The organism is Streptomyces sp. NPDC059373, from assembly GCF_042751495.1.
GTDB lineage: Bacteria > Actinomycetota > Actinomycetes > Streptomycetales > Streptomycetaceae > Actinacidiphila.
Map to the genome: position 1 here is coordinate 21668 of NZ_JBHYXC010000048.1, position 15553 is coordinate 37220.

A 15553-nucleotide genomic window follows, 5' to 3' on the forward strand; every position below is an offset into this window, starting at 1 on the left:
CGGTAAACTTTGCCCTGGTCTCGCCCATCCGGGCATTCGTAGCGACCGGAGGAGTGAAGTGGCAGCCAACGACCGGGCGACAGCTCCCGGCAAGTCCGGCGGGAGTACCGGCATCGATGGCCTGATGCGCGCCTCGCTCAGCGCCGTCGCCCCCGGCACGCACCTGCGCGACGGCCTGGAGCGGATCCTGCGCGGAAACACGGGCGGTCTCATCGTCCTGGGCATGGACAAGACGGTCGAGTCGCTGTGCTCCGGCGGCTTCGTCCTCGACGTGGAGTTCAGCGCCACGCGCCTGCGTGAGCTGTGCAAGCTCGACGGCGCGCTGATCCTCGACAACGGCATCACCAAGATCGTGCGGGCCGGCGTCCAGCTCGTGCCCGACGCCGCGATCCCCACCGAGGAGACCGGCACCCGCCACCGCACCGCGCAGCGCGTCTCCATCCAGACCGGCTTCCCCGTCGTCTCCGTCAGCCAGTCCATGCGGCTGATCGCGCTGTACGTCGACGGGCAGCGCCGGGTCCTGGAGGACTCCGCCGCCATCCTGTCCCGGGCCAACCAGGCGCTGGCCACCCTCGAGCGCTACAAGCTGCGCCTCGACGAGGTCGCCGGCACCCTCTCCGCCCTGGAGATCGAGGACCTGGTGACGGTCCGCGACGTCACCGCCGTCGCCCAGCGCCTGGAGATGGTCCGCCGCATCGCCACCGAGATCGCCGAGTACGTCGTCGAGCTCGGCACCGACGGCCGCCTGCTCTCCCTCCAGCTCGACGAGCTGATCGCCGGCGTCGAGCCCGAGCGCGAGCTCGTCGTACGCGACTACGTGCCCGAGCCCACCGCCAAGCGCAGCCGCACCGTCCCCGAGGCGCTGGTCGAACTGGACACCCTCTTCCAGGGCGACCTCCTCGAACTCCCCGCCGTGGCAAGGGCCCTGGGCTACGCGGGTTCGCCGGAAGCGCTGGACTCCGCGGTCTCGCCGCGCGGCTACCGGCTGCTCGCCAAGGTGCCCCGGCTCCCCAACACCGTCATCGAACGGCTCGTGGAGCACTTCGGCGGCCTGCAGAAGCTGCTCGCCGCGAGCGTCGACGACCTCCAGACCGTCGAGGGCGTGGGCGAGGCCCGCGCCCGCTCGGTCCGTGAGGGCCTCTCGCGCCTCGCGGAATCGTCGATCCTCGAGCGGTACGTCTGACCCGCTAGTCGTTCTTCAGCACGAAGGACGTCTGCTTGGCCGCGAAGCCCGGCAGCTTCGCCTCGACCAGGTACGTGCCCGTCGGCGCCTGGCCGCCCCTCGGGGTGGCGCACTGCGGGGAGCTGGTCGTGCGGCCCCACTGAACGGTGTAGGTGGTCGACGCGCCGGCCGGGACCTGCATCAGGTAGGCGCTCTTGTCGACCGGGCAGTCGTCGCTCGCCCAGACGTGGTTGTCGTCGACGTCCGTGATCGTGAAGACCGCTGCCGTCGGGCCGAAGTCCAGCTTGCAGGACGTGCCGCCGGAGTTGCGCGCGGTCAGCTTGAACTGGGGCTTCTTGCCGGGGTCGTACGAGTTCTGGGCGCTGCGCAGCGTCAGGCTCACCGCGCTGCTCGTGCAGTCCGGCAGCGTCGACCCGGCCGGCAGCTGCTCGCTGCTCCCGCCGGAGGTGGTACCGCCGCTGGTTCCGCCGGAGGTCGTGCCGCCGTCGGTGCCGCTGGTGCCGCTGGTGCCCGAGGATGCCGTGGCGCCGCCCGAACCGCTGCTCGTGGTACCGGCGTCGCCGCTTCCGCCGGACGACGTGCTCCCGCTGCCGCCACTGCCGCCGCCCACCGAGCCGCCCGGGCGGCTGCTGTTGAGCGGGCCGGTCGCCGAGGGGCCCGGCGTGATCGACGAGGCGGGGGTGTGGCCGTTGTCGCCGTCGGCGCCGTTGTTGCCGCCTCCGCCACGGGAGTTGACGACCCAGACGGCCAGCAAGGCCAACAGGGCGATCAGGCACAGCACAACAGCCCGCCGCCGCCAGTAAATGGAGGACGGGAGAGGTCCCACGGGATTGCGCATCGAGCCCACGCGCAAACCTTATGCGCTTTCCCCCGAAACCACCGAGGGCACGCGGGACACGCAGGCAACTTGTGTGCCTAATGATCCTTCTGGGCGGGTCCACGCGGCGGTTGTGCGAGGATCGGAAGCGCCATGAGTAAAGATCTCCACGCTCCCGTGATCGACTGGTTCGACGACAACGCGCGCGACCTCCCGTGGCGGCGCCCCGACGCGGGCCCGTGGGGGGTGATGGTCAGTGAGTTCATGCTGCAGCAGACGCCCGTGAGCCGCGTCCTGCCGGTGTACGAGCACTGGCTGGACCGGTGGCCCACCCCGGCGGCGCTCGCGGCCGAGCCGGCCGGCGAGGCGGTGCGCGCGTGGGGCCGGCTGGGGTACCCCCGGCGGGCACTGCGGCTGCACGCGGCGGCGACGGCGATAGCACAACTGCACGGCGGCGAGGTGCCGCGCGACCATGCCCAGCTCCTCGCCCTGCCGGGGATCGGGGAGTACACCGCTGCCGCCGTCGCGTCGTTCGCCTACGGGCAGCGGCATGCGGTGCTGGACACCAATGTGCGCCGGGTGTTCGCCCGGGCGGTGTCCGGCACGCAGTTCCCGCCGCAGGCCACGACGGCCGCCGAGCGCCGTACGGCGGCCGGGCTGCTGCCGGCCGAGGAGGCGGTGGCGGCGCGCTGGGCGGCGGCGACGATGGAGCTGGGGGCGCTGGTGTGCACGGCTCGCAGCCCGGAGTGCGTACGCTGCCCGATCGCCGCACGGTGCGCCTGGCGGCTGGCGGGCTCGCCGGCGCACGACGGACCGCCCCGGCGTGGCCAGACGTACGCGGGGACCGACCGTCAGGTGCGCGGGAAGCTGCTGGCGGTGCTGCGCGAGGCGCACGGGCCGGTGGAGCAGGCGGTGCTCGACCGGGTCTGGGACGAGCCGGTGCAGCGGGCCCGCGCGCTGGACGGCCTGGTGGCCGACGGCCTCGTGGAGCCGGTCGAGGACGGCGTCTACCGCTTGCCGGGCTAGACACTGGGGCGCGTCCGTTTGTCCGGTTAGGCACCAAAACGACCCGTCGTTACACAATCGACGGCCGCCTGTGCGAACGCTGTGCGCGCGCGGTCGCAGAAGCCGGACATCCGCTCCGTAGCGTCAGCCGCATCGTGATCGAGCGATACGGGGACACCGGACGGAGGGACCAACCCATGGCGGCGAACGCCCAGGTACTGGACTTTGAGGATTACGTACGCACGCGGCAGGATGCCCTGCTGCGCAGCGCCCGGAGGCTCGTCCCGGACCCGATCGACGCCCAGGACCTGGTCCAGACTGCCTTTGCCCGCACCTACCCGCGCTGGCAGGACATCGCCGACAAGGGGCTGGCGGACGCGTACATGCGCCGGGTCATGATCAACACCCGCACCGAGTGGTGGCGCCAGCGCAAGCTGGAGGAGGTGCCGACCGTCGACCTCCCCGAGGACGCCGTCGACGACTGCACCGAGCAGCGCGCCGACCGGGCCATGCTGGTCGACGCGCTCACCGTCCTGGCCCCGAAGCAGCGGCAGGTCGTCCTGTTGCGCCACTACCGTCAGCTCAGCACCGAGGAGACGGCGCACGCGCTCGGCATGTCGGTAGGTACGGTGAAGAGCACCCTGCACCGGGCGCTGGCGCGACTGCGCGCCGAGCTGGAGCAGAACAGGCACGTCAACGGGTACAGCTACAGCAGGACGGAGGTCGCGTGCGCCGCAGCATAGTCCCGGTCACCGCCGCCGCCACGGTCACCCTGTGCGGCGCTCTGATCGCTGTGGCCAGCTGCCATCACACCGGCGGCGTACGCGAGGAAGGCACCGCGAGCACCGACTCGGCCGCGGTGACGGCCTACGCGACCCCGTCCGCCGCCAGCGGCACCGACCCGGTGAAGCTGCTGAAGAAGGACCCCAAGGTCGCCTCCGACATCCGCGAGGACCTGGTGAGCTGCGGCGGCCGCACCTCCTACCCGGTCGCAACCCGCTTCGGGGATCTGACCGGGACCTCCTCGGGCGCCCGCACCGACATGGTCGTCAATGTCTCGACCTGCGCCGACGGCGTGGGTATCGGAAGCTACGTCTACCAGCTGCAGGACGGGAAGTACCGCAACGTCTTCGTGGACGAGCAGCCGCCGGTGGTCGCCGAGATCAGCGACGACGAGCTGAAGGTCACCCATCAGGTGTACGAGCCGCAGGACTCGGTGTCGAATCCCTCCGGGGAGGACATCACCACCTACCGCTGGACGGGCACACGCTTCGGCGAGGTCTCGTTCACGCATCGCGACTACGGCGCCAACAAGGACTCCCATGGCTGAGACGCACGTCCTGTTCGTGGAGGACGACGACGTCATCCGTGAGGCGACCACGCTCGCCCTGGAGCGCGACGGCTTCAAGGTCACCGCCGTGCCCGAGGGGCTGGCCGGCCTGCAGGCCTTCCGGGCCGAGCAGCCCGACATCGCGCTGCTCGATGTGATGGTGCCGGGACTGGACGGGGTCAGCCTGTGCCGCCGGATCCGCGACGAGTCGACGGTGCCGGTGATCATGCTGTCGGCGCGGGCGGATGCCATCGACGTCGTCCTGGGCCTGGAGGCGGGCGCCGACGACTACGTCACCAAGCCCTTCGACGGCGCCGTGCTGACCGCCAGGATCCGGGCGGTCCTGCGCCGCTTCGGCCAGGCCTCGGCGGCGGCCGCCGAGCAGACGGAGGACTGCGGAGTGCTGTCCTTCGGGGATGTGGAGCTCGATCCGGACGCGATGGAGGTGCGGCGCGGCGGTGAGCCGGTCGCGCTGACCCCGACCGAGATGCGGCTGCTGCTGGAGTTCTCCGCCTCCCCCGGGACCGTGTTGTCTCGGGACCGACTTCTGGAGCGGGTCTGGGACTATGGCTGGGGTGGCGACACGCGGGTCGTGGACGTCCACGTACAGCGGCTGCGCGCGAAGATCGGCCAGGACCGGATCGAGACCGTGCGGGGCTTCGGCTACAAGTTGAAGGCGTGAAGGCGGTGCTCACGAAGAAGGTCAGGGGCGACACCGAGGGCACGCCCCCTGCCGGGGCGGACGCTGCGACGAGGGTGCCGCGCGACTCCGGGGCGAGCGCCGGAACCCGTGCCCCGACCCGGGCCGGCGGCCCGGACGGCGGCGGGACCCGTACCCGTGCCGCGATCACTCCCGGGGACACGGTCAGGCCGACCCGGAAGCCCTTCCTGGCGCGCCTGCGCCCCGCCAAGAGCGGACTGCGCTGGAAGCTCAGCGCGGCGATCGCCGCCGTCTCGGCGCTGGTCGCGCTCATGCTCAGCCTGGTCGTGCACAACGCGGCCCGCGCCAGCATGATCGACAATTCGCGCGACGTGCAGAACGAGCGCGTGCAGTTCGCCGAGCGGATCTACGAGTCCTCGGGCCGGCTCAGCATCAACGCCCGCCTCGACGACCCCGCCCTGCCCGCCGAGCTCAAGCACCTCGCCCGCGAGGGCAAGCGCGCCACCTACGTCCAGCAGACCGGCGGCTCCCCCGTCATCTGGGCCGCGACCCCGGTCACCGGGGGCCGGATCATGTCCCTGCACGCCGGCTTCTCCGACACCTTCTCCGTGCTGACGGACCTCGACCAGGCCCTGATCGCCGGCTCGGTCGCCGTCGTCGCGGGCAGCACGGCCCTGGGCGTCCTCATCGGGGGCCGGCTGTCGCGCCGGCTCCGCAAGGCCGCCGAGGCCGCCGGCCAGGTGGCCGACGGCGCCACCGACGTACGGGTCCGCGACGCGATCGGCGCCCGGGTGCGCGACGAGACCGACGAGCTGGCCCGGGCGGTCGACGCCATGGCCGACGCCCTGGCCGGTCGCCTCGAAGCCGAGCGCCGCGTCACCGCCGACATCGCCCATGAGCTGCGCACCCCGGTCACCGGCCTGGTCACCGCCGCCGAACTGCTGCCCCCGGGCCGCCCCTCGGAGCTCGTACGGGACCGGGTGGCCGTCCTGCGCACCCTGATCGAGGACGTGCTGGAGGTCTCCCGCCTCGACGGCGCCGCCGAGCACGCCGACCTCCAGGAGGTCGCGCTGGGTGAGTTCGTACGCCGCCGGGTCGCCGTGGCATCCCCGTCCGCGCATGTCACCATCCGCGGGGACGCGGTCGTACGCACCGACCCCCGCCGCCTCGAACGCATCCTGGCCAATCTGCTGGCCAACGCCGTCCGGCACGGCAAGCCCCCGATAGAGGTCACCCTGGACGGGCCGTCCATCCAGGTCCGCGACTACGGCCCCGGCTTCCCGGACGACCTGCTCCGCGACGGCCCCAGCCGGTTCCGCACCGGCTCCGCCGACCGCGCCGGCAGCGGCCACGGCCTGGGCCTGACCATCGCGGCCGGCCAGACGCGTGTGCTCGGCGCCCGCCTCACCTTCCGCAACGCCCCGCCACAGGAAGGCGGCGGGGCGATCGCCGAGCTAGTCCTGCCGGGCGAGTAGCGAGTCGGCCGGCGGCGCCTCTTCCTCCGCCGGCTTCGGCAGGGCCCCGCGCAGCGGGATCTCCTTGACGAAGAACGCCGCCGCGAAGCCCACGACGCTGACCGCCGCGCCCCACAGGAAGACGTGGTGCGTACCGGACGCGACCGCGTGCAGATAGGCGTCCTTCACCGCCGGCGGCAGCTTCGCCAGGCTGGCCATGTCCAGCTGCGCCGCCCCGGAGGTCGCCGACGCCCCAGCCTGGCCGGACCGTGCCGCCATCGTGGCGGTGACCTGGTGCGCGAAGATCGCCCCGAAGAGCGAGACGCCGAACGAGCCGCCGATGGTCCGGAAGAGGGTCGAGGACGACGAGCCCACGCCCATGTCCTTCATCTCGACGCTGTTCTGCGCGATCAGCATCGTGATCTGCATCAGGAAGCCCATGCCGGCGCCCAGCACGGCCATGTACAGCCCCGACGTGAAGCGGGTGGTCCCGGTGTCCATCGTCGACAGCAGATAGAGCCCGACGGTGATCAAAGCGCCGCCGACGATCGGGAAGACCTTGTAGCGGCCGGTCTGCGTCGTCACCCGTCCGGCGATCAGCGACACGATCATCATCGCCAGCAGCATCGGCAGGAGCAGCAGCCCGGAGTTCGTGGCCGAAGCGCCCTGCACGGTCTGCTGGAACAGCGGCAGGAAGGTCATCGACCCGAACATCACGAAGCCGACCAGGAAGCCGATCACCGAGATCAGCGAGAAGTTGCGGCTGCGGAAGATGTGCAGCGGCACCACCGGCTCCGCCGCCCGCGTCTCGGCGTACACGAAGGCCGCGAGAGCGGCGACGCCGAGCACCAGCAGCCCGATGATCTGGCCCGACCCCCAGGCGTACTGGTTGCCGCCCCAGGTCGTGAGCAGGACGAGCGAGGTGATGCCGACCGTCAGGAGGGCGGCGCCGAGGTAGTCGATGCTGGCTTCGACCCGCTTCTTCGGCAGGTGCAGCACCGCCGAGATCATGAACAGGGCGACCGCGCCGAGCGGCAGGTTGATGTAGAAGCTCCAGCGCCAGCCCCAGTTGTCGGTGATCGTGCCACCGACCAGCGGACCGCCGATCATCGCCACGGCCATCACGCCGGCGATCATGCCCTGGTACTTGCCTCGCTCCCGGGGCGGGATCAGGTCACCGATGATCGCCATCACGCCGACCATCAGGCCGCCCGCGCCCAGGCCCTGGATGGCACGGAAGGCGATCAGCTGCCCCATGTCCTGCGCCATGCCGGACAGCGCCGAGCCGATCAGGAAGATCACGATCGACGACATGAAGATGCCCTTGCGGCCGTACATGTCGCCGAGCTTTCCCCAGATCGGGGTCGAGGCGGCGGTCGCGAGGGTGTACGCGGTGACCACCCACGAAAGGTGGTTGAGACCCCCCAGTTCACCGACGATGGTCGGCATCGCGGTGCCGACGATCATGTTGTCGAGCATCGCGAGCAACATCGCGATCATCAGCCCGAACAGCACCACCCGCACGCTGCGCTGCGGTGGCTGCTGTGTCGTCGCCATGTCCAGCTCCCCTTACTTGCCGACCGGCTAGTTGTTTTGTTGTGCGACAGTATGCGGCCGCTAGCCGGTCGTCAAGTAAGTTAAAGTTTGCCCATGGCAACGCCGCATGTACGCAGGGGTGATACGCGACACCGCATCCAGCACGTCGCGCTGTCGCTCTTCGCCGAGCAGGGGTACGAGAAGACCTCCCTACGCGAGATCGCCGAGCACCTCGACGTCACGAAGGCCGCCCTCTACTACCACTTCAAGACCAAAGAGGACATCCTCATCAGCATCGTCGACGACCTGGCCAGGCCCGTGGACGAGCTGATCGACTGGGCCGCCGGCCAGCCCCGGACCCTCGCCACCAAGCAGGAGGTCCTGCGCCGCTACAGCGAAACGCTGTGGGGAGCGGCCGAGCTCTTCCGCTTCATGCAGGAGAACCAGGCCACGGTGCGCGAGCTCAGCATCGGCGAGACCTTCAAGTCGAAGATCCAGGCCCTGGGCGGACTGCTCAAGGAGCCCGATTACTCCATGACCGACCAGGTCCGCTGCATCACCGCGCTCTTCTCGATGCACGCCGGCATGTTCGCCATGCAGAACATCGAGGGCGACCCCGACGACAAACGCGCCGCCATCCTCGAGGTCGCCCAGGGTCTCATCGCCGACGCCCACCGCGACGCCCACCGCGACGCCCACCGGGGTCAGACCGACACGCCCTGATGCCTCAGGAAGGGCAGCGGGCTCAGCTCCGAGCCGTACACCGGCGTCGTCCGGATCTCGAAGTGCAGATGCGGCCCGGAGCTGTTGCCGGTGTTCCCGGAGAAGCCGATCCGCTGCCCGGTCTTCACCGTCTGCCCGACCCTCACCTTGATCTTCGACAGGTGCCCGTACTGCGAGTACGTGTGGTGCCCGTGCCTGATCACGATGTTGTTCCCGTACGCCCCGCCCCACCCGGCGGTCACCACGGTCCCGCTGTGCACCGCCAGCACCTTCGTGCCCGAGTTCACCGCGAAGTCCTGGCCCGAGTGCCTGTGCGACCACATGCCGCCGCTCTGGTTGAAGCCCGCCGACAGCTTGTACGACCCGGCCACCGGCTTCACCCACGACACCCGCGCCGCCGCGGCCCGCTTGGCCGCCAGCTTGGCCCGCTTGCTGCGGTCCGCCTTGGCGACCTCGGCCTTGCGCTTCTGGACGTCCGCCTGCGCCCTCATCGTCTTGGCCAGGCTCTCCGCCGTCCCCTGCGCGAGGATCCCGCCGGCGTGCGCCTCCGCGGCGAACGCCGTCCCGGCCGCCCCCAGCGCCAGCGACGCCACGACCCCGGCCGACAGAACGGCGGCCTTGCCGCCTATGTGCGACGTGGCCTTCATGGCGTTCTTGACGTTCCTGGAGTTCTTGCGCATGCGGAATTACCTCACTGATTCCTCGGGATTGGGATTTGCCCCATCCCTTGGTAACCCGCAGTGCGCCGTACGCCAAGAAACGTCTCTACTATCCGAGGCAGTAGCCACCCTCACCTGGGCCGATTCGGCCGCCACTCTCCTGACCGCACCCAAACTATTTCCCTTAGTAGGTGCAGTGGCTCACGTGCCTCACATCACCGCCGCATAAAGACGGCCGGTAATTCCCCGGGACCATCGGGCAATTCCACCGGGACGAAGGTCCTCACCTCGCAGAACCTGACGGCACAGAAAAAGGGGCTGCCCCGGACCGTGTGAAACGGTCCGGGGCAGCCCCTGTGATCGGTGCCTGGCTCGGGCGCTTACGCTTCCTTGCTCAGGTTCGGCCCCGCGCCACCGGAACCGGCGGCCTCGACCGGCGGAGTGTCGGCGACGGCGACCTTCTCCTCACCACGGAAGGTGAACTTGGCGTTGTCGCCCTCACCCTCGGTGTCAACGACCACGATGTGGCCCGGACGCAGCTCGGAGAAGAGGATCTTCTCCGAGAGGGCGTCCTCGATCTCACGCTGGATCGTCCGGCGCAGCGGCCGGGCGCCCAGCACGGGGTCGTAGCCCTTCTTGCCGAGCAGCTTCTTGGCCTCGGTGCTGAGCTCGATGCCCATGTCCCGGTCCTTGAGCCGCTCGTCCACCTTGGCGATCATGAGATCGACGATCTGCATGATGTCGTCCTCGGTGAGCTGGTGGAAGACCACGATGTCGTCGACGCGGTTCAGGAACTCGGGGCGGAAGTGCTGCTTGAGCTCCTCCCCGACCTTGGCCTTCATCCGCTCGTACCCGGTCTTGGTGTCGCCCGCGGCCGCGAAGCCGAGGTTGAAGCCCTTGGAGATGTCCCGGGTGCCGAGGTTGGTGGTCATGATGATGACCGTGTTCTTGAAGTCCACGACCCGGCCCTGGGAGTCGGTCAGGCGACCGTCCTCCAGGATCTGCAACAGAGAGTTGAAGATATCGGGGTGGGCCTTTTCGACCTCGTCGAAGAGGACGACGGAGAAGGGCTTGCGGCGCACCTTTTCGGTGAGCTGGCCGCCCTCTTCGTAGCCGACGTATCCAGGCGGGGAGCCGAAGAGCCGGGAGACCGTGTGCTTCTCCGAGAACTCCGACATGTCGAGCTGGATGAGCGCGTCCTCGTCACCGAAGAGGAATTCGGCGAGCGTCTTGCTCAGCTCCGTCTTTCCGACGCCCGAGGGGCCGGCGAAGATGAACGAGCCACCGGGACGCTTGGGGTCCTTCAGACCGGCCCGCGTACGGCGGATGGCCTGGGAAAGGGCCTTGATGGCGTCCTTCTGGCCGATGACGCGCTTGTGGAGCTCGTCCTCCATGCGCAGGAGACGCGAGGACTCCTCCTCGGTCAGCTTGAAGACGGGGATTCCGGTCGCGGTCGCCAGGACCTCGGCGATCAGCTCGCCGTCGACCTCGGCGACGACGTCCATGTCGCCGGCCTTCCACTCCTTCTCCCGCTTGGTCTTCGCGGAAAGCAGCTGCTTCTCCTTGTCACGGAGAGAGGCTGCCTTCTCGAAGTCCTGGGAGTCGATCGCGGACTCCTTCTCCCGGCGCACGTCGGCGATCTTCTCGTCGAACTCGCGCAGGTCCGGCGGGGCGGTCATCCGGCGGATACGCATCCGGGAGCCGGCCTCGTCGATCAGGTCGATCGCCTTGTCCGGCAGGAAGCGGTCCGAGATGTACCGGTCGGCCAGGGTGGCGGCCTGGACGAGGGCCTCGTCGGTGATGGAGACGCGGTGGTGGGCCTCGTAACGGTCCCGCAGACCCTTGAGGATCTCGATGGTGTGCGGGAGCGACGGCTCGGCGACCTGGATGGGCTGGAAGCGGCGCTCAAGGGCCGCGTCCTTCTCCAGGTGCTTGCGGTACTCGTCGAGCGTGGTGGCGCCGATGGTCTGCAGCTCGCCTCGCGCCAGCATGGGCTTGAGGATCGAGGCGGCGTCGATCGCGCCCTCGGCGGCGCCGGCACCCACGAGGGTGTGGAGCTCGTCGATGAACAGGATGATGTCGCCTCGGGTGCGGATCTCCTTGAGGACCTTCTTCAGGCGCTCCTCGAAGTCACCGCGGTACCGGGACCCGGCGACCAGGGCGCCGAGGTCCAGGGTGTAGAGCTGCTTGTCCTTCAGCGTCTCGGGCACCTCGCCCTTGACGATCGCCTGGGCAAGGCCCTCGACGACGGCGGTCTTGCCGACGCCGGGCTCGCCGATGAGGACGGGGTTGTTCTTGGTACGGCGGGACAGCACCTGCATGACCCGCTCGATCTCCTTCTCGCGCCCGATGACCGGGTCGAGCTTGGACTCACGAGCAGCCTGGGTCAGGTTGCGGCCGAACTGGTCCAGGACGAGGGAGGTCGAGGGGGTGCCCTCGGCCGGGCCGCCTGCCGTGGCGGCCTCCTTGCCCTGGTAGCCGGAGAGCAGCTGGATGACCTGCTGCCGGACCCGGTTCAGATCGGCGCCCAGCTTGACCAGGACCTGGGCGGCGACGCCCTCGCCCTCGCGGATCAGGCCGAGCAGGATGTGCTCCGTACCGATGTAGTTGTGGCCGAGCTGGAGGGCCTCGCGGAGCGAAAGCTCCAGGACCTTCTTGGCACGCGGGGTGAAGGGGATGTGCCCGGACGGGGCCTGCTGCCCCTGTCCGATGATCTCCTCAACCTGCTGGCGGACCGCCTCGAGCGAAATCCCGAGGCTCTCCAGGGCCTTAGCGGCGACACCCTCACCCTCGTGGATGAGACCCAGGAGGATGTGCTCGGTGCCGATGTAGTTGTGGTTGAGCATCCGGGCTTCTTCCTGAGCCAGGACGACAACCCGCCGCGCGCGGTCGGTGAACCTCTCGAACATCGTTAATCGCTCCTCAGAGCGGTCGGGCAGTTAGGGGTCGGTCCCCTCCCTGTCCTTCCGCATGCTAGTCCCGCACAGCGGGGCAGCTCTTCTCAACCGTCGCACCTGCCCGGGACCGTTTGGCCCCGCACAGCCGACAACAGCTCCAACCCGATGGTGCGAGACGATGTTCCCGCAGGCCAGGCGGATGCACCTATATCCAGTACGCCCAGGGCGAACGCCCTCCTCGCCGACACGCCCACCCGTCGCCCGCCACCACCCTTCCAACGAGCTTCGCACCCCTCTCTTCGTCCCTTCCCACTAGGAGTTTCTTACCCGCTCGCACGGACACTCCATGCCGTATTCACCGTAGGTGTCTGCTAAGGGCGAACACGCTTGCGCGGGAATGACCTACCGGGTGATTACGGAGGGTAACGGTCGGCGACTCCTCGTAACCTGACGCGCCCGTGTCAGTTGCACCTGGCATGGGCTGTTACGAGGATGCGTACGACGTGCTCGACGTGCCCGCCGAGGCGGGGTTCCAGGTGCTGGACCGCTGCACGGCCACCGGGCCGGTCGCTCTGCGGGGGCGGCGCATGCAGTTCCTGGTGGCGCCGGACAGTGCCGAAGATCTGCCCGGGCTGCTCGAATGGCTGGAGTGGAGCGGGATTCCACTCGATCTCGTGCCGTTGAACGGCAGGGAGGCCGCGTGCCACCGATATGCCTCGGCATGGCTGCGACCTCCCGGACCGGATGTACAGCTCCCCGCCCTGAGCCTGGGAGCCGGCGCTGCGGGCGTCGGCCTGGCGGCACTGGTGTCCGCCCTCGCGAACGCCTGCCACCGGCTCCGGCTACGGGAATACCTGCCGGATCAGCCGTGCGCCTTCTCGTACGCCTCACGGATGGTCGCGGGGACGCGGCCACGGTCGTTGACCTCATAGCCCTTCTCCTTGGCCCAGGCGCGGATCTTCGCGGTGTCCTGGCCCGCCGAGGAGCCGCCACGAGCGGCCTTGACCGCACGGCCGCGGCCGGCCCGGCCACCGGTGCGGCGGCCGCTGTCGAGATACGGGGTCAGCAGACCCCGGAGCTTGTCGGCGTTGGCGGTGGTGAGGTCGATCTCGTACGTCACTCCATCGAGAGCGAACGTCACGGTCTCATCCGCCTCGCCGCCGTCGAGGTCGTCAACAAGAAGGACCTGAACCTTCTGTGCCACCGGCTTTCCTTTCATCGAATACGGATAACCGGTAAAAGCAAAGCGTCTTTTCCCGGAAAACACAAACCCCTTGGACGAACTCGTCCCGATCCCCATGCTTCGACGGGGGGACGATTCGGACATACGGTTCTGTGATCAGTCCGGTTAGAGGTGCAGCAGCATGCGGCTGTTACCCAAGGTGTTGGGTTTCACCCGTTCGAGGTCCAGGAACTCCGCGACACCCTCGTCATTGGAACGCAGCAGCTCACCGAAGACATCGCCGTCCACCGGCGTCTCACCGATCTCGACGAAGCCGTGCTTCGCGAAGAAGTCGACTTCGAAGGTGAGACAGAAAATTCGGCGTACTCCCAGCCAGCGCGCGGTCTGCAGCAACTTCTCCAGGACGAGATGACCGATACCCTTCCCGTGCTGCGTGGGATCGACCGCGAGAGTACGCACCTCGGCGAGATCCTCCCACATCACATGGAGTGCGCCGCAGGCGATGACTTCGGCGTCCTGATCCCGTTCGGCGACCCAGAACTCCTGGATGTCCTCGTAAAGCGTCACGGTCGCCTTGTCGAGCAGGATGCGATCCCGGACATAGGAGTCGAGCAACCTGCGGATCGACCGCACATCGCTCGTACGGGCCCGTCGGATGGTCACGTCTTTTGATGCGACTGGCATGAGCGGACGCTATCGCCCGTCCGATCCATCCGACGCTCCGGGGTCGGTGGACTGCACCACACGCATTGCGTCCCGGAGGGCTTCCCGCTGTTCCGGCGACATCATCCCGAAGAAGGCCACAAGGGCCGCGGCGGGGTTGTCACTGGCCGACCAGGCCTCGTTCATGAGAGCCGCCGAGTAAGCGGCCCGGGTGGAAACGGCCTCATAGCGATAGGCACGGCCTTCGGCTTCCCGCCGTAGCCAGCCCTTCTGATGGAGGTTGTCCATTACGGTCATGACCGTCGTGTACGCGATCGTACGGTCACGACGCAGATCTTCCAGCACTTCGCGAACCGTCACCGGGCGGTTCCACTCCCACACCCTGGTCATGACGGCGTCTTCGAGGTCTCCCAATGGACGTGGCACACCAAAATAGTAGTGGCCAGGACCGCGTCAAATGCCGGAAATACTCAGAATGCCGGATCTTGAATTCAGACCCGGGGTCCGGTGCCGTTCGCCTGCCGGGTGGCCTCCGCCTGCGCGAGAGCGGAGTCCACCGCGGCGTCCTCCTTCGACTTGTTCGCCCCGCCCTGGCTCCTGATCAGGGTCCGGATGAGGAAGGTGAAGGCGACGGCCATCACCGCGGGCGGCACGAGTGCGGAGACATAGTCCATGGGTCCAGAGTAGCCAGGCCCTTTTGGGGCAAGGCCGAGGCCCCCTGGGCGCAGGAAGGGCCTGCGCCCAGGGGGCCCGTTTCAGCCGGTGGCGCGCTCGTGCTGCTCCTCCGGCGGGGGCGGGGGGCCGGGCGGGGTCTGCGGGGCCTCGCGGCGGCGCTTGGGCCAGATCTCGGCGGGGGTCGGCACCTTGCGCTTGGGTTCGGACTCGGGCTTGGCCGGCTGGGGCTTCGGCTTGCGCTCGTCGGCGTCGTTCCGGCCGCCGGGCAGGGCGAGGAGGCGGGGCCGTGTCGGAGCCGGGATGCGGGCCGGCGCACGGGCCGCGAGGCGGGCCCGTACGTCCAGTTCCGCGAGGTGCTCGCACCGGCGCAGCATTCCGGCCCTGCGGTGGGCCTCGACGGCTCCACAGGGCTCGGTCCGCAGGTGACGGAGGGCGGCGAGGTCGTCGGGGCCGGGGACGTAGCCGGTGTCGAGCGCGCCGCGCAGCCGTTCGAGATAGCCGGCCGCGCTGCCCGGGAGCGCGGCCCGGTAGCGGGCGAGCTCGGCGAGCAGGAACGTCCGCAGACGCCCGCCCTCCCGGCTCGCCTCGTCCACTGCCCCGGCGAGCCGGAGACAGTCCTGGACATCCTCGGGGGTGGGTGTGGTGGGCTGGAGGGCCGCTGCGAGGGCGCGCCGGAGCACGCGCAGTTCATCCGCGCTGAACGCCATACCGCCTCGGGACCCGTGTGGCGTGGGCATGGGATGACTTTACGTACTAACCGGACAAAA

General features: G+C 69.3%; 17 protein-coding genes. 8 read left to right on the plus strand and 9 right to left on the minus strand.

Translation table 11 applies throughout. The annotated features are described in order from the left end of the window. The first annotated feature begins 58 nt into the window (after positions 1-58). Positions 59-1183: a DNA integrity scanning diadenylate cyclase DisA gene (gene disA / locus ACFXJ5_RS36025; RefSeq protein ID WP_384640946.1), complete on the plus strand. Its 1125-nt coding sequence runs from the start codon at positions 59-61 to the stop codon at positions 1181-1183. Between the two features lie 4 nt (positions 1184-1187). On the opposite strand, the gene ACFXJ5_RS36030 is transcribed toward disA, so the two are convergent. After that, complete coding sequence (locus ACFXJ5_RS36030; RefSeq protein WP_384640949.1) at positions 1188-2009, minus strand: hypothetical protein; 822 nt, start codon at positions 2007-2009, stop codon at positions 1188-1190. A 144-nt stretch (positions 2010-2153) separates the two neighbouring features. Here ACFXJ5_RS36030 and ACFXJ5_RS36035 point away from each other — a divergent pair, with 144 nt between their 5' ends. From ACFXJ5_RS36035 to ACFXJ5_RS36055, 5 genes are all read left to right on the plus strand, one after another. Continuing rightward, positions 2154-3026: an A/G-specific adenine glycosylase gene (locus ACFXJ5_RS36035; protein WP_384640952.1), complete on the plus strand. Its 873-nt coding sequence runs from the start codon at positions 2154-2156 to the stop codon at positions 3024-3026. Between the two features lie 176 nt (positions 3027-3202). Further along, positions 3203-3748 (plus strand): SigE family RNA polymerase sigma factor, encoded by a 546-nt coding sequence (locus tag ACFXJ5_RS36040; protein WP_384640955.1) that lies wholly within the window; start codon positions 3203-3205, stop codon positions 3746-3748. Beyond that, complete coding sequence (locus ACFXJ5_RS36045) at positions 3733-4335, plus strand: hypothetical protein (protein WP_384640958.1); 603 nt, start codon at positions 3733-3735, stop codon at positions 4333-4335. The genes ACFXJ5_RS36040 and ACFXJ5_RS36045 overlap by 16 nt, the downstream gene beginning before the upstream one ends. After that, a complete protein-coding gene (gene cseB / locus ACFXJ5_RS36050) occupies positions 4328-5017 on the plus strand; it encodes a two-component system response regulator CseB (protein WP_384640961.1) in 690 nt (229 codons plus the stop codon). Before ACFXJ5_RS36045 ends, cseB begins: the two co-directional genes overlap by 8 nt. Continuing rightward, positions 5014-6471, plus strand: coding sequence for a sensor histidine kinase (locus ACFXJ5_RS36055; protein ID WP_459253999.1), 1458 nt, complete (start codon positions 5014-5016; stop codon positions 6469-6471). Before cseB ends, ACFXJ5_RS36055 begins: the two co-directional genes overlap by 4 nt. On the opposite strand, the gene ACFXJ5_RS36060 is transcribed toward ACFXJ5_RS36055, so the two are convergent. After that, the gene (locus tag ACFXJ5_RS36060) at positions 6451-8007 is read right to left on the minus strand and encodes an MDR family MFS transporter (RefSeq protein ID WP_384640964.1); all 1557 of its coding nucleotides are present in this window, start codon (positions 8005-8007) and stop codon (positions 6451-6453) included. The two genes, ACFXJ5_RS36055 and ACFXJ5_RS36060, sit on opposite strands and share 21 nt — an antisense overlap. A 93-nt stretch (positions 8008-8100) precedes the next feature. Here ACFXJ5_RS36060 and ACFXJ5_RS36065 point away from each other — a divergent pair, with 93 nt between their 5' ends. Then, on the plus strand, positions 8101-8709 hold the full coding sequence (locus ACFXJ5_RS36065; protein WP_384640967.1) for a TetR/AcrR family transcriptional regulator: 609 nt from the start codon (positions 8101-8103) through the stop codon (positions 8707-8709). On the opposite strand, the gene ACFXJ5_RS36070 is transcribed toward ACFXJ5_RS36065, so the two are convergent. Beyond that, positions 8691-9389 carry a M23 family metallopeptidase gene (locus ACFXJ5_RS36070; RefSeq protein ID WP_384640969.1) on the minus strand — a complete coding sequence of 233 codons (699 nt, stop codon included), beginning with the start codon at positions 9387-9389 and terminating at the stop codon, positions 8691-8693. The genes ACFXJ5_RS36065 and ACFXJ5_RS36070 overlap by 19 nt on opposite strands. Before the next feature lie 359 nt (positions 9390-9748). Next, complete coding sequence (locus tag ACFXJ5_RS36075) at positions 9749-12277, minus strand: ATP-dependent Clp protease ATP-binding subunit (RefSeq protein WP_384640971.1); 2529 nt, start codon at positions 12275-12277, stop codon at positions 9749-9751. Between the two features lie 446 nt (positions 12278-12723). Here ACFXJ5_RS36075 and ACFXJ5_RS36080 point away from each other — a divergent pair, with 446 nt between their 5' ends. Continuing rightward, the gene (locus ACFXJ5_RS36080; RefSeq protein WP_384640974.1) at positions 12724-13197 is read left to right on the plus strand and encodes a hypothetical protein; all 474 of its coding nucleotides are present in this window, start codon (positions 12724-12726) and stop codon (positions 13195-13197) included. Here ACFXJ5_RS36080 and ACFXJ5_RS36085 read toward each other — a convergent pair. From ACFXJ5_RS36085 to ACFXJ5_RS36105, 5 genes are all read right to left on the minus strand, one after another. Continuing rightward, positions 13128-13469, minus strand: a complete 342-nt coding sequence (locus ACFXJ5_RS36085; protein WP_127359933.1) for a histone-like nucleoid-structuring protein Lsr2 — start codon at positions 13467-13469, stop codon at positions 13128-13130. The two genes, ACFXJ5_RS36080 and ACFXJ5_RS36085, sit on opposite strands and share 70 nt — an antisense overlap. Before the next feature lie 144 nt (positions 13470-13613). After that, positions 13614-14132, minus strand: a complete 519-nt coding sequence (locus ACFXJ5_RS36090; protein ID WP_127359932.1) for an amino-acid N-acetyltransferase — start codon at positions 14130-14132, stop codon at positions 13614-13616. Positions 14133-14141: 9 nt separating this feature from the next. Next, positions 14142-14537: a BlaI/MecI/CopY family transcriptional regulator gene (locus ACFXJ5_RS36095; protein ID WP_384640978.1), complete on the minus strand. Its 396-nt coding sequence runs from the start codon at positions 14535-14537 to the stop codon at positions 14142-14144. Positions 14538-14602: 65 nt separating this feature from the next. Next, positions 14603-14785 carry a hypothetical protein gene (locus ACFXJ5_RS36100; protein ID WP_384640981.1) on the minus strand — a complete coding sequence of 61 codons (183 nt, stop codon included), beginning with the start codon at positions 14783-14785 and terminating at the stop codon, positions 14603-14605. Between the two features lie 81 nt (positions 14786-14866). Continuing rightward, on the minus strand, positions 14867-15523 hold the full coding sequence (locus ACFXJ5_RS36105) for a hypothetical protein (RefSeq protein WP_384640984.1): 657 nt from the start codon (positions 15521-15523) through the stop codon (positions 14867-14869). Positions 15524-15553: the final 30 nt, after the last annotated feature.

Excerpts from the sequence above, each read along its gene's own strand:
- ACFXJ5_RS36035 (WP_384640952.1), top strand. The coding sequence starts at position 2,154 with ATGAGTAAAGATCTCCACGCTCCCGTGATCGACTGGTTCGACGACAAC.
- ACFXJ5_RS36040 (WP_384640955.1), top strand. The coding sequence starts at position 3,203 with ATGGCGGCGAACGCCCAGGTACTGGACTTTGAGGATTACGTACGCACG.
- cseB (WP_384640961.1), top strand. The coding sequence starts at position 4,328 with ATGGCTGAGACGCACGTCCTGTTCGTGGAGGACGACGACGTCATCCGT.
- ACFXJ5_RS36060 (WP_384640964.1), bottom strand. The coding sequence starts at position 8,007 with ATGGCGACGACACAGCAGCCACCGCAGCGCAGCGTGCGGGTGGTGCTG.
- ACFXJ5_RS36065 (WP_384640967.1), top strand. The coding sequence starts at position 8,101 with ATGGCAACGCCGCATGTACGCAGGGGTGATACGCGACACCGCATCCAG.
- ACFXJ5_RS36070 (WP_384640969.1), bottom strand. The coding sequence starts at position 9,389 with ATGCGCAAGAACTCCAGGAACGTCAAGAACGCCATGAAGGCCACGTCG.
- ACFXJ5_RS36075 (WP_384640971.1), bottom strand. The coding sequence starts at position 12,277 with ATGTTCGAGAGGTTCACCGACCGCGCGCGGCGGGTTGTCGTCCTGGCT.
- ACFXJ5_RS36090 (WP_127359932.1), bottom strand. The coding sequence starts at position 14,132 with ATGCCAGTCGCATCAAAAGACGTGACCATCCGACGGGCCCGTACGAGC.
- ACFXJ5_RS36100 (WP_384640981.1), bottom strand. The coding sequence starts at position 14,785 with ATGGACTATGTCTCCGCACTCGTGCCGCCCGCGGTGATGGCCGTCGCC.
- ACFXJ5_RS36105 (WP_384640984.1), bottom strand. The coding sequence starts at position 15,523 with ATGCCCACGCCACACGGGTCCCGAGGCGGTATGGCGTTCAGCGCGGAT.